Raw genomic sequence first — 18981 nt, 5'->3', positions numbered from 1 at the left:
TTGACAATACAGGAGGTCTACTCATGGCTAAAAAGACAATTAAAGATGTAGATTTAAAAGACAAAAAAGTCCTTGTCCGTGTTGACTTTAACGTTCCGTTAAAAGATGGCGTGATCACAAACGATAATCGTATCGTAGCGGCTTTACCAACAATCAAATACGTGATTGAAAATGGCGGAAAAGCAATTCTTTTCTCTCATTTAGGTCGTGTAAAAACAGAAGAAGACAAAGCTGGCAAATCATTAAAACCAGTGGCTGAACGTTTAAGCGAATTACTAGGTCAACCAGTTACTTTTGTTCCAGAAACACGTGGTAAAGAATTAGAAGACGCTGTTAACAATATGAAAGATGGCGACGTTTTAGTATTTGAAAACACTCGTTTTGAAGATGTTGACGGCAAAAAAGAAAGCGGCAATGACGCTGAATTGGGTAAATACTGGGCTTCTTTAGGCGATGTATTTGTCAATGATGCTTTTGGTACTGCACACCGTGCACATGCCTCAAACGTTGGAATTGCTTCAACTGGTATCCCAACAGTTGCTGGTTTCTTAATGGAAAAAGAAATTAAATTCATCGGCGAAGCTGTTGAAAATCCAAAACGTCCATTCGTAGCAATCTTGGGTGGCGCAAAAGTTTCTGACAAAATTGCTGTCATTGAAAACCTAATTGAAAAAGCCGACAAAATTTTAATCGGTGGCGGTATGGCTTACACATTCATGAAAGCACAAGGCTATAGTGTTGGTTTATCTTTACTTGAAGAAGATAAAGTGGACTTAGCGAAAAGCTTAATGGAAAAAGCTGGCGACAAATTAGTTTTACCGGTTGATACAGTTGTCTCTAAAGAGTTCAGCAATGACGCTCCTTTCCACACGGTTCCTTCAACTGAAATCCCAGATGATGAAGAAGGCTTGGATATCGGTGAAAAAACAATTGAATTATTTGCTAACGAATTACAAGGTGCGAAAACAGTTGTTTGGAATGGACCAATGGGCGTATTTGAAATGAGTAACTTTGCCAAAGGAACAATTGGTGTTTGTGAAGCGATTGCTAATTTAGAAGACGCAACAACAATCATCGGTGGCGGGGACTCTGCTGCTGCAGCAATTCAATTAGGATACGAAAACAAATTCTCTCACATCTCAACAGGTGGCGGAGCAAGTTTAGAATTATTAGAAGGCAAAACTTTACCAGGTTTAGCTTCTATTAACGATAAATAATCAGTTTAAAAGACAATATTTTTAAAAAAAGAAAAGGATGTGCTTTTCATGCGCAAACCAATTATCGCTGGTAACTGGAAAATGAACAAAACTTTAAGCGAAGCACAAAGCTTTGCAGAAGCAGTAAAAAATGCTGTTCCATCAAACGACGTTGTTGACGCTGTGATTGGATCTCCAGCATTATTCTTAGCTCCTTTAGCTTGGAACCTAAAAGATTCTGAAGTGAAATTAGCTGCACAAAACTGCTACTGGGAAAACGCTGGTGCCTTCACTGGTGAAAACTCACCAGCTGCAATTGCAGATTTAGGCGTAAACTATGTGATTATCGGACACTCTGAACGTCGCGAATATTTCCACGAAACAGATGAAGATATCAATAAAAAAGCCAAAGCAATCTTTGCAAATGGTATGACACCAATCTTCTGTTGTGGTGAAACTTTAGAAACGTATGAAGCTGGTAAAACAGCGGAATGGATCGAAGGTCAAATCACTAACGGCTTAGTTGGTTTATCAAACGAACAAGTTGCTTCAATGGTTATCGCTTACGAACCAATCTGGGCAATCGGAACTGGTAAATCTGCAGATGCTAATATTGCAGATGAAATCTGTGGTGTTGTTCGTTCAACAGTTGAAAAATTATACGGCAAAGAAGTTTCTGAAGCTGTTCGTATTCAATACGGTGGTTCTGTTAAACCAGAAAACATCGCTGAATATATGGCAAAAGAAAACGTTGACGGTGCTTTAGTCGGCGGCGCAAGCTTAGAAGCAGACTCATTCCTAGCTTTATTAGATGCTGTAAAATAAGAAATCACTAACGGTAACGTTTTCTCAATGACTTTTGCAAAAAAATGTTTGCATAGTTTGCGAGAATTAACTACAATCATACATGAGGGAATCCCCTTAGTATAAATACAAACTCAAAGGAGAGACAAAACATGTCAATTATTACTGATATTTACGCACGCGAAGTCTTAGACTCACGCGGTAACCCAACAATCGAAGTAGAAGTTTACACTGAAAGCGGAGCTTTCGGCCGTGGAATGGTTCCTTCAGGAGCTTCAACTGGTGAATACGAAGCAGTTGAATTACGTGATGGCGACAAAGCTCGTTACTTAGGTAAAGGTGTTACTAAAGCTGTAGATAACGTAAACAACATCATTGCTGAAGCAATCATCGGTTACGATGTACGCGATCAAATGGCTATCGATAAAGCAATGATCGATTTAGATGGAACTCCTAACAAAGGTAAATTAGGTGCTAACGCTATTCTTGGTGTGTCTATCGCCGTAGCTCGTGCTGCTGCTGATTACCTAGAAGTGCCTTTATATCACTACTTAGGCGGATTCAATACAAAAGTATTACCAACTCCAATGATGAACATCATCAACGGTGGATCACATGCTGACAACAGTATTGACTTCCAAGAATTCATGATCATGCCTGTAGGTGCGCCTACATTCAAAGAAGCTTTACGTATGGGTGCAGAAGTATTCCACGCATTAGCTTCAATCTTAAAAGGTCGCGGCTTAGCTACTTCAGTAGGTGACGAAGGTGGTTTCGCTCCTAACTTAGGTTCAAACGAAGAAGGTTTCGAAGTAATCATCGAAGCTATCGAAAAAGCTGGCTATGTTCCTGGTAAAGACGTTGTTCTTGCTATGGATGCTGCTTCTTCAGAATTCTACGACAAAGAAAAAGGCGTTTACGTTTTAGCTGACTCAGGCGAAGGCGAAAAAACAACTGAAGAAATGATCGCATTCTACGAAGAATTAGTTTCTAAATACCCAATCATTTCAATCGAAGACGGCTTAGACGAAAACGACTGGGACGGATTCAAAAAATTAACTGAAGTATTAGGCGACAAAGTTCAATTAGTTGGTGACGATTTATTCGTAACAAACACAACTAAATTAGCTGAAGGTATCGAAAAAGGTATCGCTAACTCAATCCTAATCAAAGTTAACCAAATCGGTACTTTAACTGAAACATTTGAAGCAATCGAAATGGCTAAAGAAGCTGGCTACACTGCAGTTGTATCTCACCGTTCTGGTGAAACAGAAGATTCAACAATCTCTGATATCGCTGTTGCAACAAACGCTGGCCAAATCAAAACTGGTTCATTAAGCCGTACTGACCGTATTGCTAAATACAACCAATTATTACGTATTGAAGACCAATTAGGCGAAGTTGCTGAATACAAAGGTCTAAAAAGCTTCTATAACTTGAAAAATAAATAGTCTTAAAGTAGGTTAAATAGGTATACCAATTTAAAAATCTTTTGGATTTTATAAAAAAATTGGCTCTGTTTAGCAATACTAAAAGATTTGTTAATACCTCTTTCCATGTTTTTAATAACAACATGGGAGGGGTATTTTTTATGGATTTTGAAACACTTTTTAAAGAGTATTTGTTAGATTTAAAACTAAAGAATTTTTCTAAAAGAACTTTAGAATCATACAATTTTCAGAAGAATAAATTTATCAGATTTTATCAAAAAGAAATAAATACAAATGTAGATATCTTAAAAGTTACAAGTTATGACTACAAATTGTTTATATCTTATATGTTAGATTGCGAATATAAAGCAACATATATCAATGCTGTTTTAAAAAGTCAAAGAGCTTTTTGGAATTATCTAGTAGATGAGGATATTGTAAAAGTTAGCCCATTAGCTAAAATTAAAAATCTAAAAGAAACAAAAGTGGTGTTAACAACATTTAATGATGCCGAAATCAAGAGAATGCTTAATGTTTGGAAATTTAGTGATTATTTAAGTGCAAGGAATAAGTGTATAATTGCGGTTTTATCCGATACTGGAATCAGAGCATCAGAATTATTAAATATAAAAGATAATGATTTAAGTGGTCAGCACATAAGAATCTATGGAAAAGGTGATAAATGGCGAGTTGTTCCGATTTCCGATGAATTAAATTATTTTATTACAAAATATAGAAGAATAAGAGATAATCACTTTAAACACATCAGGAATAGAAACAATAAAGAGAGAAAGATAGATAACAATCTCTTTTTAAATAAAACAGGTGCTGAGATTAAAACAGTTGCTAATCTACAAACAATGATTAAAGAAACAGCGATTAAAGCTAATGTAAGAGAATCAGTCAGAGCTAGTCCCCATACTTTTCGACATTATTGGACTGTAAAAAACTTAAATCTAGGGCAAGATATATTTACAATCAGCAGAATTTTAGGACATTCTAAACTGGATACAACTAAAATATATATTAATAGTATCACTGATGAACAATTAATAACTAAAGCAAAACAAACAAGCCCTCTATCAGATATACTTTAAAAGCTCTGACAAGCGATTTGAGAGTGTTTAAGTAATAAATAGTATAAATAGTTAAAAGCAATCTAAAGTCTATTAGATTGCTTTATTTGTGTATTTATTTATTTTCGAGTCTAATTATTAAGAAATTATTAAGATTGATAAAAATGACAAAAAATATTTTATAGTATATAACTTTTATACTCAATCATATCGCAAAAATTAAAAATGCTTATATATCAACAATGTTGATGTATCAATGATTGACAGTTTAAATTTTATGGTATATTTTGATGATGCATAAACTGCAAAAAAAGTCAATATTTAAATTTGACATAATTTTTAAATATGCTATAACTGTAGATGTAGCAGACATAAGTATTGTATTTATGAAGATACAAAAATAAAAAAGGGGGTAATTTACTTGAAAAATAAGGACAAAGAAGGTGCTTTAAGACAAGAGTTATTAGATTTAGTAAATAAAAAAGGAATAAAGCAATCATTTATAGTTAGTAATTGCAATATATCTAAACAGCATTTAAGTAACTACTTAAAAAAAGGTTACAACATTAGTGATAATAAGCAATCAGAGTTAAAAAAATTTCTGGAAAATTATTATATCTAAATTAATACAAAAAAATAAAAGGAAGGTAAATATCATGAAAAATAGGGAAATTAAGCAGTTAGAAGAATTGGGGTTAGATAGTGAACAAATTGAAATATATCAAGCATTAGTAAGTGATTTAAGTCGAAGACATACATCTGAACAGTCTGAAGCATTAGCATTATATATTGTTTTAAGAGCTAATGCGATAACTAACTCAATCTTTGATAAAGATTTTTAAAATGATATAAAAAAATGGAGTGATTGAAATGTCGACAAAAAGACAAGAAGAACAATTATTTAATCAATTAATATTCAGTAATGAAGAAAAATGGGCAATAGAAACATTAAAAGACTTAATCAGCAACCATGAAACATGCAAAAACAGCTATTTCTGGAGTTCAGGATTTAATGCAAATAGCAGAAGAGCAACAGAGCAAAGATATAGTAGATATGAAGAATTTGAATTGGAAAATGGCGGATTGTTAGTAGTTAAACAAAATCTAAGTCAATCATGCAGACATACTTATTACAGCATGAATATCTATATTAAAGATAATGATATTGAAATAGTGAATATGAATCTTAAAACACTTAAATCACTGTTAAATCAATACTTAACATACAGTTTAGAATCACAAGCAGTATCACTTTAAAAGATTTTAAAAAATTTAAAATTAAATATTGTATTTAAATGAGTACAAAATAATGAAAAGGACGGTAATATATTATGAAAAAAATTATTGAAGGAAAACTATACAACACAGAGACAGCAACATTAATAGCAGAATATCGAAAAGGAAACAGGTCTGACTTTTATGGGATTGAAGAAGAAGTATATAAAACTAAAAAAGGTCAATACTTTATGTATTTTTGGGGCGGAGGTCTTTCTAAATATAGAGAAGAAGTAGCATCTCAAACTTATTCGGAAAATGAAGGAATAAAGCTAATAACTGAAGAAGAAGCGAAGGAATTTGCAATGAAACACTTAGATGCTGAAGACTTCATAGAAATTTTTGGAGAAGTTACAGAAGGTTGATTTTAAAGGTTTTTAGGTAGTTAGATATTAAGTTATCTAACTACTAATAAAGTTTTTAAAATTTAAAAACAAAAAAACTAAAAAAAGAATGGAGTTTTTTTTAATGGATTTAGGATATAAGGAAGTATTAAAAAATAAGGTAAAAGAGGCTGTAATTTATAATTTAAAAGGGTTATTTGAGTGTGATATTTATGTTTTAAATGTGTCAGATACATTTAAAGTAAAAGTTAAATTTGATTTTAAAAAATATAATTATAGCAAAATATCAACATTTAACTACAATAAATTTGCGGAAGAAATTGCTGAAGATTATACAAGAGTAATTGATTTAGCATATACAAATATAGATTACAACAACTATTCTGCATACAAATCTTATTGTGTCGAGCAAAATATCTTAAAGCAAGTAAAAAAGAACATAGCTAAAGATTTAAAAACAAAGTTTGAAGAAATGATTGATAGAGCAAATCTCAAATTAAATAATAATTACTACAAGTTTAAATTAGTCGAAGGTCAGTATATGTCTTTATATATTAAAAAAATTGACAATAACAAAGTCTCAAATTTAGAAGAGTATGCAGGCTTATCTTACAATTTGCTAACTGATAATACTGATACTATTGCAATATATCTCGAATGGATTAATGAATCAGCAGTAGAGTTAGATAAGTTAAAAAATTTAGAATCAGATTGTTTAAATATTTTTAATGAAATAATCAAAAATGAAGTTGAAAGAAAATACAAAGATACATTAATTAAAGCAGAATTAATTTTTTATTTGGATATAGATTTGCTATATCAAATCAGATTAACAATAAATGGAAAAGCAACAAATTTGTGGTACACAAACATCAACTATATAATGTTTGACTTGCTAAGTACTTATATTAATTACAATCATGCTGAAGTATTAGCTGAAGTGACAAAATATTTAGAAAAAATGAAAACAAAAATAATCGAAGAAATAGAAGAAAATATCTAAAAATAAAAACTAAAAATGACAGAAGGGAGTGTAGACATGCAAGTATATTTAGATAATCAACAATTTAATAAAAAACCTAAAAATCAGGAAATTGGAATAATCACTAACAAGATATATAAACAAAGAGCAGATTTAGACTTAAGAGAATTAGCAAAAGAAATAGCTGAAAAGGGCAGAACAATAATGTTAGCAACTTATATAGCTAACTTAAAACAAGCGGAATTAGAGCAACAATCATTGCTAATGCTAGACTTTGATAATCAAGATAAAGATAACCAATTTACTTTAGAGCAAGCCCTAAATGACAAATTTATTAAAGATAATGCTTGCTTCATATATCGCACTTTCAGCGATTCTAAAGCGGTTGATAAGTTTAGAGTAGTATTTGCATTAGATAGTGCATTAGAAAGCACAGAAGAAGTGACAAGAGCTTATAAAACACTATTAGCTAAATATACCCAAGCTGACAGACACACAAGTAACCCTAATCGCCTGTTTTTTGGCAGTAATAATGGATTTATAGAATTAAATTTTGAAAATAGACTGAAGAAAGCTGAAGTAATAAAAGAAAAAGTAGAAAAGGTAAAGAGATATGAAATAAATATACCTAAAGACTTTAAAATCATTGATAATACTTATGTTTATGAGTTAATTAAGGATAAAAAATTTAAGCAAGCTAAAGAGATAATAGCTATTAAATACAGTAATTCTAATGTTTTGAATAATCAATTTAAGAATGAAACAAGTGTAAATCATTTCTTCAAAACTGAAGTAGATATGTTAGAATTTCTTGATTTACCTTCTTCAAAGTCTTTTAATTGCATTGTTTTTGAAGACAATAAACCAAGTGCAGGTGTATATAAATCAGAAACAGAAACACAAATTTATCATAATTTTGCCAACAATTATCGAGCTGATTTAGTAAGATTAATTGCTAAATTAGCTGATATAACAGCTTTTGAGGCTATCGAGTTATTAATGTATCTAACAGATAGTAGTTTAATCACTGACACTTTGATACAAAGACAAATTAGAACTGTTGATTATTTAATTAGTAATTTAGAAAACCCTGATTTATCAACTCTTTATCCAACTAGTTATAAATTTTTAAGCAGAAATTTGGAAGAGATTACATCGATGCTTAAGATTGTTTCTGAATACAAATATATTGATTCTAAAGGGAATGTTAAGATAATGAGCTATTTAACTGTTGATTCTTTAACTAAACAAATCAATCATAGAATCAAACATAAAAATGTAACTAAAGAAACTGTAGTTAAATGTATGTATTTACTAACTTTGACAGACATTTTAATAAAAGAAAAAATAGAAAATGTGGATAAGCAATTATTGAAAAACATTGATAAATCAAGAGTTAAGAACAATAACGAAACAGATTTAAAAAGATATAAAAGATACCCTAATTTTTTGAGCATAACAGACAATGCAGATTTAGAAACGGTTGAAAGCATTCTAAAAGACTTAAATTCTAAGAAATTCACAGTTGAAGGAAGTCTTAATTTTGAGTGGTTATATACAAATTACTCTAAAGAAATAGCATTAAAAGTATTCCCACAAAAATTTGATTCTGAAGTTAAGAATATCAATGATAATTTAGTGATAAGCAATGATTCAGTTAAAAAAATTGAAATGATAATGAGTGTGATACAAACTTATCTAACAACAAATGATACAAATTATATCAAAAATTCAACACTTGTAGAATTATTGAAGAAAAATAAATTCCCCAAAATTCAAAAGAATCTAACAAAGTTTAGGAATAAAGTTGTTGAAGAATACAGCAATTATTATTCACAAGATTTAGGCTTTGATAAAATATCTAATGACTTAAAAGAGCAATTAGGTATTGATAAATCAACAATAATTAAAGGTAATGTATTTTATTTAAAATAAAAATGAAAGGAGAGTACTGATTTAACAGTATTCTTTTTTATTTGCTATCTATTTATTCAATACATAAGATTAAGTAATATACTACATAAATTAATCATTATCAATGTAAGATAAATACTGATATATCAACAATATCTTTACTTTAATTGCTTCTTACCCCCCCTATAATAATATAAATACTATATATAGGGGGGGGATAAAAGGTTATCATTGATATATCAAGCTTTAAAGCACTTATTTTTCTAAATTTAAGGATTGAGTATTAGCAAGCAGAGCTTGCTTACTTATATAGATGTTTTAGATTTAGTCAAATATGTAAAATTTGCTCTCTATTTAAAACTCTATAAAAGACTGATATATCAATGATTATTAATTGTTTATCATTAGATATTTACATTATTTGAGATAAAAAACACCTTAAATTTAAAAGTTAGTGTAGAATTACCCATAAATATTTTTTAAATGAATCTGTGAGGTGTTTTTTCAAAAATAGATGCTTAAAACCTTGATATAACAATAATCTCTCTTTTTTGTCAACATAATAAAAACCCCTATAAAATCAAGGTTTTAGAGTGGTCATTTTTTAAGTGTGTTTTGTCATAAATTTTTAGAAAAGCAAAACAGTAAGTATTGTACTTGATTAGATACAATATTGATGGTATGGTCCAGTTATCAAAAATACAAAACATACAGAAAGAGTTGATAAATATGGACTTTAAAGACTTACAAACAAAAATTAAAAGAGAATGCAATGCAGAAATCTATGATAATAAGTTACTAAAAACAATAGCAACTAAAGTCAAATCATCAGATACTATAATTAGTGCATTTGATTGTTGTGACAATGACAATAATCTTTGTCTTGTAGTTGCAACTAAATCTAAAATGATTATCGCAACTAATCAATTTTTTAAGTCTGCTAAAATTAGTGTGATTAGCTTAAGTAGTGTTACTGACATTAGATTAAAAAAGGGATTATTTAAGCAACAGTTGATTGTATCTAATATTAGAAGAGATACTATTTTTTATAAAATCAGTCAAAAAGCACAACTAAATAGCTTAATCAGTATGATTTGATAAATAACAACTATACCAATTTTTAAATGCTAGATTTTTCCAAGAAAATATGGTTCTGTTTAGCAATTCAAGGTAAAAAATAGAGTTTGTTAAAAACATGGAAACAGTTTTTTTAAAGTTATAGATAGCTGACTAAATAATTTGTGATTCTCGATTGAAAACATTGGTAATTCAGCTTTTTTAATAAGATGAAGAAGTAAATAATTCATTAAAATCGCTGTCAAAACAAAGTGAGTCAAAACTCCTAAGGGTCTTTTATAGCTGACCGTATTGCTAAATACAACCAATTATTACGTATTGAAGATCAATTAGGCGATGTAGCTGAATACAAAGGCTTAAAATCTTTCTACAACTTAAAAAACAAATAATTCATTTAATGAATAACGCTTAAAGGGACAATTGGTTAATGAACCAATTCTCCTTATACTCGGACGTAAAAACACGCCTTTCTGCAAAGAAAGGCGTGTTTTTTTATATTTATAAAAATATTGAAAAAAATAGATTAGAAATAACTTCAACCGTACATCGCTCTATAATCACTTGTTTAAAAATAACAAAACATTAACAAAACAACATTATATAAAAATTTAATAAAACAAAATAATTGTTATTTTATAATTTTAGTATTGACTGGTTTCAGATAACGCTGTACGCTTAAAGAAATAGTATAGAATTTCACAAAAAAATGAAAACACAAATTTAACTTGGAGGATGTTGAGTAGTGAGCAATGGGAAAAAGATTTTTATTAGTCATAGTTCAAAGGATCAAGAATATGTGGATGCGTTTATCCAATTATTGAAAAAGTTTGGGTTTCGAACACAGGATATTTTTTATAGTTCCACTATTGAAACAGGTGTACAGCCAGGAGAATTAATTTTTGACACGATTAAAAGGGAGCTAACTAATCAACCTGTCATGCTGTATTTTTTATCTGATCATTATTATCAGAGTATTCCATGTTTAAACGAAATGGGTGCTTCTTGGATGCTATCAGATAAACACTATCCAATTGCGTTAAATAATTTTTCTATGAAAGATATGAAAGGTGTTATTAGTAGTGAGCGTTTGGCGATTGCGTTTAATGATAAGACAAGTACTAATGAAATAAACTGCTTATTAAAAAAGTTATCTCATGACACAGATGTACAAGCTGAGCCAGATTTTGAACTAAACGTTGAAAAAAATATTCAGCCATTCCAAAATAAACTGACACAACTGATTCGGCAAGCAAGTTATTTAAAACCTGATGAAAAGGGATATTTTGAAACGACTCTTAGCACTCATCGTCCTGTGTATGGCACAGCAAAAGGGGTGTATGACTGTTTTAAATTACCTAGCTTAATTGAGCCTAAAAGTTTAGGTTTAGACACGCTATCAGAGGATGAAAGCCATTGGCTATTCTTTTTTCTTACGTGGGGAACTTTTCAAGAAGGCGAAAAAGTGCGGTTTAAATTGAAAAAGGATAAGGCGTATAACAATCGGGAATTTAGTGATATTGGTAAATGTAAAAATATTTACGTCTCTTATTTAGAGAAGGTAGAGTAATTGGAGGAGGTAATAAATGAAAATGAATTGGCGTCAGTTGGTTGGTACATATCGTATTTCTGATAATGGTAAACAATATCAAAATGACTGGTTAAATAAGCAAGTTGATTTAGCCACAGAACTTCGTAAATCTTTTGATAGTGACTATCGTAGAGTAATTAAAAGTGATGCATTTAGACGTTTACAAGACAAAACACAAGTCTTTCCTTTAGAACGTAATGATTTTGTAAGAACGCGTTTAACACATAGCTTAGAAGTAGCAATGCATACCAGGGATATACTTAGATTAGTTATTTCACAGTTGAACGAACGAAACATTGAGGTTATGGAATTATCAGAATGCTATCGGTTGTTAGAAACAGCTGCATTAATCCATGATATCGGCAATCCCCCTTTTGGACATTTTGGGGAAGAAGCCATTCGTATTTGGTTTGAAAAAAATGGTCCTTTGTATGCTTGTTGGTCTGATTTTTCGGAGCAACAACAAAATGATTTTCTTAACTTTGAAGGAAACGCTCAAACCATCCGACTTTTAACAAAACTGCATCATGATAATGGGACTTCTAAAGCAGGAATGAAACTAACCGCCACGACATTAGATACAGTTATCAAATATACGGCATCTTCAGATCAATTAAATAAGCAACAGCTTTTGTCTAAAAAAGTTGGCTATTTTTACTCGGAAAAACAAGTGTTTAACGCCATTAAATTTGCGACAGGAACACAAAATAAGCGACACCCATTAGTCTTTTTGTTAGAAGCTTCAGATGATATCGCCTATACTTTTTCAGATATCGAAGATGCCTATAATTATGGTTTATACAGCTATCAAGATTTAATGCAGTTTGTTGATGGGCAAACAGGAACAAAAAAATTTTTAATGTTAGAAAAAGATAAAACAGAAGAAGCTACCTTACAAGAATTTTTGAGAAAGACACAAAGAGCTGTTTGTCAAAGCGTAGCGAAAAATTTTGCTAATCATTATGACTTAATTATGAGAGGTATCTATCATAATGAAATTATCATTGAAGATTGTGATGAAGTGAAATGCTTTCAGGCATTAAAAAACTTTTCTAGAGCCTATGTTTTTCAAACAAAAACAATTTTGGATCAAGAGGTATTGGGCTTCAATATCATCAATCGATTACTAGATGAATTTGTTCCAGTCGTACTGAAATACGAAAAAGTTTCCATGAATAAGTATGAGGAGCGAATCTTTAATAATATTTCGGAAAGCGCGAAAGCGTTGTATAGAAGAGAAGCAAAGAACGCTACAGAAGCAGAAAAAGACTATTATCGTTTGAAAATGGCGGTGGACTTTGTATGTAATATGACGGATGGATATGCCAAAAAAGTTTATGATACATTATTCACTTAAAATTTGAGAAAAAGCTTCTCAGCGGTTGCCGCCGCTGAAGAAAACTAGTTCATTGCACAGGCTGATCGTTTCAGTAAAAATTTTAAAGATGCTAGTAATTTCACTGAAAATCGGGTACACTAAAATTAGCTAGTGTAACTAGCAAAAAAGGCAACTGGAATAGATAGGTTGTGCTGTCTATGAAGGGCTTTGTTTGTCAGGTGGTGCTGACATGCAAAGTGCCTTTTTTCTTTTTCTCAACATTTTAAGGACAAAAAACGATTGCAACATGTCACAATCGCTAACCTCGGAGAAAAAGGAATTTTTCTCCAATGGCCATTTCGATAACCTGTTGTGTGTTTCGAAACATTCAGAACGGTGGTGCGTTCTTTCAGTGCCTAATTATCCAATTCGTTTCTTGTTCCTCTATTTACAGTATACTGAATGAAAGCCTATTCTGCAATGATAGAATCAGGTTCCTGTGATTAAATAACATAAAAAATGGGCTCCTTATATAAAGAAAAATAACAAAAGAAATTTTGAATATTGACGTTTTTTTTAGGTACGTTATGATAAACGAGAGGTGATTTTATGTTAAAAATGCAAATTGTTGATTATTTACGCAATCAAACAGCTTTTTTTGAACCATCTTTAGTCAGTGAAATTTTCACAGCAAGCAATATTGCAACGACATTTTCTATCAAACGAAATACAGCTAGTCACTATTTAAATCAGTTAAACGAAGAAGGGATTCTAGTTAAGATCAATACACGACCAGTTTACTTTTTTCATAAAGAAGCGTTTCAACAACAAAACTATCTTTTAAAAAGAACTGTTTATCAAAGTTTCCAAGAAATGATCGATGAACAGCCTGTTTTTGATCGCAAAAGTGATTTTTTTCAGTCGGTCATTGGTTATCGCGGTAGTTTAGCTCAGACCATCGAACAATTGAAAATGGCAGCGCTTTATCCTGGTGGTGGCTTGCCTGTCTTAATTACAGGTGAAAGTGGTACGGGTAAAAGTTTTTTAGCATCCTTATATTATCAGTTTTGTCTTTCAAAAGAACTACTTGACGATTCAGCACCTTTTGTGACAGTTAATTGTGCGCAATATGCCAACAATCCAGAGCTTTTAACTAGTCAATTATTTGGGCATCTTAAAGGCGCTTTTACGGGAGCAGATTCCGATAAAATTGGAGCCTTTCAAAGTGCAGAAGGGGGCGTTTTATTTTTAGATGAAGTTCATCGTTTGAGTCCTGAAGGGCAGGAAAAATTGTTTACATTTTTAGATCAGGGTATCATTTATCGGATGGGTGAAACCAATCGGCCCATTCCTGTTACGTGTCGGTTGTGCTTTGCCACAACTGAAGAAATTTCTAGCACCTTTTTAACGACATTTTTAAGACGAATTCCTATTCAAATTAAAATCCCAAGTCTTGCTGAACGCACTCAAGCGGAAAGAAAACAATTAATTATGCGAGCATTTTATGAGGAACAGCAAGCTATTCAAAAAGCAGTTACTATCACGCCACAAGTTATCCAACTTTTAGAAAACCACCATTATGTAGGCAATGTAGGTGAATTAAGAAATAATATAAAAATTATTACTGCACGCAGCTTTGCCGCCAATCTTGATAAACGTGTTATTCCAATCACTTTGCACGATCTACCGAAAGAATTTCTGGATCAATCGATCAGACTAGCTCCTGATGAAAATGAATTGCCTATTCGTTTAGATGAGCAAACAAATCTGGTTAGTTTGTTAGAGGAAACAGAGCTTGCGCAAAGAAGAATTATCCAGAGTTATGAACGAATCCTTCGTCTTTATGTCTCTCACCATCATCATCTTTCCACTGCCAATAACGACATCTCGAAAGAAATTGAACGCTTATTCGATGATTTATTATTTGAAAAGAAGCGAGAGAAAAATCACGAAATGCTATTGTTTATTACGCAAAATATCCGTCAATTATTGGAAACGATTGAATCGTCTTATCAAATTCGGTTTAATGGCAGTTTAGTCTATGCATTAAGCACCTATCTGTTTCAACGAAGATGTATTGATTGGTTTCCAGAAAAAGAACCTACAACAGTCATTGACGAACTTTTAACAGAAGTTCAAACTAAATTAGCAACTAGTTATGGCTACGCTGAACAACTGTTAACTTTAGTGAAACGTTCATTAGATATTGAACTATCCCAGATGGATCGAATTATTGTCACCATTTATCTTCACTCTTCGGGTTCAGTAAAGGAAAGTCACTATCCGAAAGCGGTGATTGTTGCCCACGGATATGCCACAGCAAGTAGTATTGCGAATGTTGCAAATCGGCTGTTAAATGTGCCAATTTTTCAATCGTTTGACATGCCGTTAGATGTTACTCCCAAAAAAATTTCCGAACACTTAATTCACTATATGGAACGTCAAGAAACGAGGAATGGTTTAGTAATTCTTTTTGATATGGGTTCATTGAAAGAAATTTATCAGTATTTTCCGGCAGAAGAAGAAGGTCCTTTTTTATTAATGAATAATGTGACAACAAGCTTGGCTCTGTCTATAGGAGAAGCCATTAAAGACGAAGTTTCTTTTGAAGAATTGCCCCAAAAAGCGTTAACGGTTCATCCAAATGAATGGGAAATCATATTACCTGAAAATAAAACGGAACGTGTCATTTTAACAACGTGTAGTACCGGAATTGGCACAGCCGTTAAAATTAGAGATTTACTTGAAAAAAGTTTACCTGCGGAAGCACAATTAAAGATTATTCCTTGTGAGTATAATCAATTACGTAATGCAGAGTCGATCAAAGAAAGTTTTCCAGAATATGAGATTGTCGGCATCATCGGTACAAACAACCCGTCTTCAAATGACCTCCCGTATATCTCTTTAGAAGAGTTGATTGCAGGAAAAGGAATTACGACCCTTTTAGAATGGACAAAGAGAGAATTAACTAAAGATATGCTGTCCTATGTAAATCATGAGTTGATTCGTAACTTTTCATTAGATCGGGTCATTCAATCAGTGACGATTTTAGATACAGAAAAAATTATTCGACAAGTAGAAGTCTTTTTAATTCAATTAGAAGAGCGGTGGCAACAAACGATTCAAAATGATCGTAAATTGGCGGTATATGTCCATGTCAGTTGTTTAATTGAACGATTAATCCGGAATGAACCTATTGAAAATTATAATGGCGCCGAACAATTAAAGCAGTGTCAAAGAACGGTCTTGCAAGAGTTAAAAGAGGCGTTTAGTGTCATTGAAAAAGTTTATAGTGTCAATATACCTGAATCGGAGCTTTTTTATGTCTATGATGTGTTGTTTGGAAAAACGGAGTTTAACAACGCAGAAAGCGATTTTTAAAATAAAAAGGAGGGAGTGCCACTTTTTTTGGCACTCTTTTTGCTATATAAAGAAGTAAGTGAGGTGAAGAAAATGGAACGTAAAATTATTCTGGCAACACATGGTAATTTCGCTGCAGGGATCCAGACATCATTAGCTTTAATTTGTGGTGAAACAAAGAATGTGGAATGTCTTTGCGCTTATATGGAACAACCTTATGATTTAGCCAAGACGGTCAAAGACATTTTAAAGAACAATCAACAAAATGAATTAATTGTGATTACAGACCTATTTGGCGGAAGCGTGAATAACGAATTCTTTAATTATGTGGGGAAACAAGCAATGCATTTAATTTCAGGATTAAATTTAGCAACGTTAATTGAAATATATACCCAAATAAATACTGTTGATTCATTAGTTGATTTAGTAAAACGTGCCGTTGAAAACGGACAAGAAAGTCTTTGTTATTGTAACGAGTTATCTAGTAAAGAAATTTTAGAAGAAGAATTTTAGGAGGAAATGAAATGATTAAATTGTTAAGAGTCGATCATCGCTTGTTACATGGTCAAGTGGCTTTTTCATGGACCCAAGGCTTAGGCGCCGATTGTATTTTAATCGCAAATGATGACGTACCTAAAAATGATATTCGAAAAACAACCATTAAGCTAGCTAAACCAGCAGGAGTAAAACTGGTCATTAAAACGATTGAAGATGCGATTGCCGCACTAAAAAGTGGTGTTACAGAAAAATACAAACTTTTTATTGTAGTTGAAAGTGTGGAAGATGCTTATCGATTGGCTACTGCTTATCCAGAAATAAAAGAAATTAACTTAGGAGGGATGAAAGTAAGGGAAAATACTCGAAACATTTCTAAAGCAATTAATATCACACCGGATGAAGAAAAAATGGTTAAAGAATTGGTCGCAAATGGTTGTGAAGTTGAAATTCGACAAGTCCCAAATGACAAAAAAGTAGCAGCATTAAATGTCTTGTAGAAAGGAGAAATAAAAATGATAGGACAAGCGATTCTTTTAGGTTGCATCGCTTTTATTGCGCAGTCGGAATATGCTTTAGGAACCTCGTTGCTTTCAAGACCAATTGTAACCGGTTTATTTGTCGGAATTGTATTAGGTGATGTCAAAACGGGCGTAATCATGGGCGCGACCTTAGAGTTAGCTTTCATCGGTTCTTTTTCAGTGGGCGCATCAATCCCACCTGATGTAGTGACTGGTGGGATTCTTGGTACAGCGTTTGCTATTACTGCTGGCGCAGGAACAGAAACAGCCTTAGTTTTAGGCTTGCCAATCGCAACGTTAACGTTGATTCTTAAAAATATTTATTTGGGTTTGCTCATCCCAATCATGAGTCAAAAAGCTGATCAGTATGCTGAAGAAGGAGCATATAAAGGGGTGGAGCGCATGCATTTACTTGCAGGCTTTGGCTTATCGTTCATGCTAGCGCTCATTGTAACTATTTCATTTGCCGTGGGCAGCAACACCATTAAAGGCTTACTTGATCTGATCCCTGAATTTATTCAACATGGGTTGTCTGTTGCAACGGGGATTATTCCAGCGCTAGGATTTGCGATGCTTGCACGCTTACTGATTAACAAACAAGTGGCGCCATATTTCTTTTTAGGCTTTGTCTTAATGGCTTACTTTAAGTTACCTGTAACAGGAGTAGCAATTTTGGGTGCCATTACAGCAGTAATTGTTGTGAATATCATGAATTATGCCAAAGGAAAGAATGAAACAATACAAACAACAAGTGGGGAGGTAATTGATGATGACGAAGACTTCTAAAACTAAGACAGAAAACTTAATTACAAAAAAAGAACTTAATCAAGTCTTTTGGCGTTCATTTCAAATGGAATTTTCATGGAATTATGAACGTCAGATGAATATGGCTTATGTCTATGCCATGATCCCTATTTTAAAGAAATTATATCCTCAAAAAGAAGAGATGGCGGCAGCTTTAAAACGGCATCTTGCTTTCTTTAATACCACGCCGCATATCGTGACGTTTATTTTAGGAATTAATGCTGCAATGGAAGAAGAAAATGTTCTGGACGAAAATTTTGAAGTTGGAACAATCGATAGTATTAAAACCTCGTTAATGGGACCTTTAGCTGGTTTAGGTGATTCCTTTTTCTGGGGAACCTTACGCTTGATTGCAACAGGTGTTGGAACTTCGTTAGCTTTACAAGGGAATGTGTTAGGGCCAATTCTATTTTTACTCATTTTTAACGTCCCCCATGTGATTGTTCGTTATTTACTGAATCGTTGGGGCTATAAATTAGGAACTGGTTTTCTCAAAAAAATTCAAGCAAATGGCATGATGGAAAGTCTCACATTAGGCGCTTCAATAATTGGCTTGATGGTGGTAGGTGCTATGACCGCCTCCATGATTGATTTAACTATCCCGATTACAATCAGCGGAAGTGGCAAAAATGCAGTCACGGTTCAAAGTATCTTTGACGATATCATGCCTAAATTATTACCGCTTGCATCTTTTGGTTTTGTTTTTTATTTATTGAAAAAAGAAGTAAAACCTTTAGCGATTTTAGGTGGCATGGCAATTGTCGGAATTCTTGGCTCATTAATTGGTCTATTTTAGG

At 32.3% G+C, this 18981-nt stretch carries 19 protein-coding genes and 1 pseudogene; all 20 read left to right on the top strand.

Features of this window, described 5'->3' with window-relative positions; genetic code table 11:
* The first annotated feature begins 23 nt into the window (after positions 1 to 23).
* On the top strand, positions 24 to 1217 hold the full coding sequence (locus tag IGJ20_RS08500; RefSeq protein WP_002357094.1) for a phosphoglycerate kinase: 1194 nt from the start codon (positions 24 to 26) through the stop codon (positions 1215 to 1217).
* 48 nt (positions 1218 to 1265) lie between these two features.
* On the top strand, positions 1266 to 2021 hold the full coding sequence (gene tpiA, locus IGJ20_RS08495; RefSeq protein WP_002362045.1) for a triose-phosphate isomerase: 756 nt from the start codon (positions 1266 to 1268) through the stop codon (positions 2019 to 2021).
* 131 nt (positions 2022 to 2152) lie between these two features.
* Entirely contained in the window at positions 2153 to 3451 is a 1299-nt protein-coding gene (gene eno, locus IGJ20_RS08490) for a phosphopyruvate hydratase (protein ID WP_016632213.1), read from the top strand.
* 140 nt (positions 3452 to 3591) lie between these two features.
* The gene (locus IGJ20_RS08485) at positions 3592 to 4527 is read left to right on the top strand and encodes a tyrosine-type recombinase/integrase (RefSeq protein ID WP_070415776.1); all 936 of its coding nucleotides are present in this window, start codon (positions 3592 to 3594) and stop codon (positions 4525 to 4527) included.
* A gap of 400 nt (positions 4528 to 4927) precedes the next feature.
* A complete protein-coding gene (locus IGJ20_RS08480; protein WP_070415777.1) occupies positions 4928 to 5128 on the top strand; it encodes a hypothetical protein in 201 nt (66 codons plus the stop codon).
* Positions 5129 to 5162: 34 nt separating this feature from the next.
* A complete protein-coding gene (locus IGJ20_RS08475) occupies positions 5163 to 5348 on the top strand; it encodes a hypothetical protein (protein WP_070415778.1) in 186 nt (61 codons plus the stop codon).
* 28 nt (positions 5349 to 5376) lie between these two features.
* Positions 5377 to 5763, top strand: coding sequence for a hypothetical protein (locus tag IGJ20_RS08470; protein ID WP_070415779.1), 387 nt, complete (start codon positions 5377 to 5379; stop codon positions 5761 to 5763).
* A 74-nt stretch (positions 5764 to 5837) separates the two neighbouring features.
* Entirely contained in the window at positions 5838 to 6146 is a 309-nt protein-coding gene (locus IGJ20_RS08465; protein WP_070415780.1) for a hypothetical protein, read from the top strand.
* A gap of 103 nt (positions 6147 to 6249) precedes the next feature.
* A complete protein-coding gene (locus tag IGJ20_RS08460) occupies positions 6250 to 7128 on the top strand; it encodes a hypothetical protein (RefSeq protein WP_070415781.1) in 879 nt (292 codons plus the stop codon).
* Positions 7129 to 7164: 36 nt separating this feature from the next.
* Positions 7165 to 9042 carry a hypothetical protein gene (locus IGJ20_RS08455; protein ID WP_070415782.1) on the top strand — a complete coding sequence of 626 codons (1878 nt, stop codon included), beginning with the start codon at positions 7165 to 7167 and terminating at the stop codon, positions 9040 to 9042.
* Positions 9043 to 9750: 708 nt separating this feature from the next.
* Entirely contained in the window at positions 9751 to 10119 is a 369-nt protein-coding gene (locus IGJ20_RS08450; RefSeq protein ID WP_070416110.1) for a PH domain-containing protein, read from the top strand.
* A 263-nt stretch (positions 10120 to 10382) separates the two neighbouring features.
* Positions 10383 to 10487, top strand: a pseudogene (locus tag IGJ20_RS08445) (hypothetical protein); the annotation flags it as partial.
* Between the two features lie 353 nt (positions 10488 to 10840).
* Positions 10841 to 11665, top strand: coding sequence for a toll/interleukin-1 receptor domain-containing protein (locus IGJ20_RS08440; protein ID WP_002360036.1), 825 nt, complete (start codon positions 10841 to 10843; stop codon positions 11663 to 11665).
* Positions 11666 to 11681: 16 nt separating this feature from the next.
* Positions 11682 to 13043: a deoxyguanosinetriphosphate triphosphohydrolase gene (locus tag IGJ20_RS08435; RefSeq protein WP_202522579.1), complete on the top strand. Its 1362-nt coding sequence runs from the start codon at positions 11682 to 11684 to the stop codon at positions 13041 to 13043.
* 211 nt (positions 13044 to 13254) lie between these two features.
* Positions 13255 to 13470 (top strand): hypothetical protein, encoded by a 216-nt coding sequence (locus IGJ20_RS08430; RefSeq protein ID WP_002357102.1) that lies wholly within the window; start codon positions 13255 to 13257, stop codon positions 13468 to 13470.
* A 143-nt stretch (positions 13471 to 13613) separates the two neighbouring features.
* Complete coding sequence (locus IGJ20_RS08425; protein ID WP_202522578.1) at positions 13614 to 16385, top strand: sigma 54-interacting transcriptional regulator; 2772 nt, start codon at positions 13614 to 13616, stop codon at positions 16383 to 16385.
* 72 nt (positions 16386 to 16457) lie between these two features.
* Positions 16458 to 16877 carry a PTS sugar transporter subunit IIA gene (locus tag IGJ20_RS08420; RefSeq protein WP_002389037.1) on the top strand — a complete coding sequence of 140 codons (420 nt, stop codon included), beginning with the start codon at positions 16458 to 16460 and terminating at the stop codon, positions 16875 to 16877.
* 11 nt (positions 16878 to 16888) lie between these two features.
* Positions 16889 to 17359, top strand: coding sequence for a PTS sugar transporter subunit IIB (locus tag IGJ20_RS08415; RefSeq protein WP_002357106.1), 471 nt, complete (start codon positions 16889 to 16891; stop codon positions 17357 to 17359).
* Between the two features lie 15 nt (positions 17360 to 17374).
* Positions 17375 to 18166 carry a PTS mannose/fructose/sorbose/N-acetylgalactosamine transporter subunit IIC gene (locus tag IGJ20_RS08410; RefSeq protein WP_002357107.1) on the top strand — a complete coding sequence of 264 codons (792 nt, stop codon included), beginning with the start codon at positions 17375 to 17377 and terminating at the stop codon, positions 18164 to 18166.
* Positions 18147 to 18980: a PTS system mannose/fructose/sorbose family transporter subunit IID gene (locus IGJ20_RS08405; protein ID WP_002384383.1), complete on the top strand. Its 834-nt coding sequence runs from the start codon at positions 18147 to 18149 to the stop codon at positions 18978 to 18980. Before IGJ20_RS08410 ends, IGJ20_RS08405 begins: the two co-directional genes overlap by 20 nt.
* Position 18981 lies beyond the last annotated feature (1 nt).

This window comes from Enterococcus sp. DIV0294 (assembly GCF_050558155.1).
Classification (GTDB): Bacteria; Bacillota; Bacilli; order Lactobacillales; family Enterococcaceae; genus Enterococcus; species Enterococcus faecalis.
Note: the sequence above shows the minus strand (reverse complement) of the source record. Positions and strands in the feature narration are given on the sequence as shown.

Coding starts and splice junctions, on each gene's coding strand:
- IGJ20_RS08500 (WP_002357094.1), top strand. CDS start 24: ATGGCTAAAAAGACAATTAAAGATGTAGATTTAAAAGACAAAAAAGTC.
- tpiA (WP_002362045.1), top strand. CDS start 1,266: ATGCGCAAACCAATTATCGCTGGTAACTGGAAAATGAACAAAACTTTA.
- eno (WP_016632213.1), top strand. CDS start 2,153: ATGTCAATTATTACTGATATTTACGCACGCGAAGTCTTAGACTCACGC.
- IGJ20_RS08485 (WP_070415776.1), top strand. CDS start 3,592: ATGGATTTTGAAACACTTTTTAAAGAGTATTTGTTAGATTTAAAACTA.
- IGJ20_RS08475 (WP_070415778.1), top strand. CDS start 5,163: ATGAAAAATAGGGAAATTAAGCAGTTAGAAGAATTGGGGTTAGATAGT.
- IGJ20_RS08470 (WP_070415779.1), top strand. CDS start 5,377: ATGTCGACAAAAAGACAAGAAGAACAATTATTTAATCAATTAATATTC.
- IGJ20_RS08465 (WP_070415780.1), top strand. CDS start 5,838: ATGAAAAAAATTATTGAAGGAAAACTATACAACACAGAGACAGCAACA.
- IGJ20_RS08460 (WP_070415781.1), top strand. CDS start 6,250: ATGGATTTAGGATATAAGGAAGTATTAAAAAATAAGGTAAAAGAGGCT.
- IGJ20_RS08455 (WP_070415782.1), top strand. CDS start 7,165: ATGCAAGTATATTTAGATAATCAACAATTTAATAAAAAACCTAAAAAT.
- IGJ20_RS08450 (WP_070416110.1), top strand. CDS start 9,751: ATGGACTTTAAAGACTTACAAACAAAAATTAAAAGAGAATGCAATGCA.
- IGJ20_RS08435 (WP_202522579.1), top strand. CDS start 11,682: ATGAAAATGAATTGGCGTCAGTTGGTTGGTACATATCGTATTTCTGAT.
- IGJ20_RS08430 (WP_002357102.1), top strand. CDS start 13,255: ATGCAAAGTGCCTTTTTTCTTTTTCTCAACATTTTAAGGACAAAAAAC.
- IGJ20_RS08425 (WP_202522578.1), top strand. CDS start 13,614: ATGTTAAAAATGCAAATTGTTGATTATTTACGCAATCAAACAGCTTTT.
- IGJ20_RS08420 (WP_002389037.1), top strand. CDS start 16,458: ATGGAACGTAAAATTATTCTGGCAACACATGGTAATTTCGCTGCAGGG.
- IGJ20_RS08415 (WP_002357106.1), top strand. CDS start 16,889: ATGATTAAATTGTTAAGAGTCGATCATCGCTTGTTACATGGTCAAGTG.
- IGJ20_RS08410 (WP_002357107.1), top strand. CDS start 17,375: ATGATAGGACAAGCGATTCTTTTAGGTTGCATCGCTTTTATTGCGCAG.
- IGJ20_RS08405 (WP_002384383.1), top strand. CDS start 18,147: ATGATGACGAAGACTTCTAAAACTAAGACAGAAAACTTAATTACAAAA.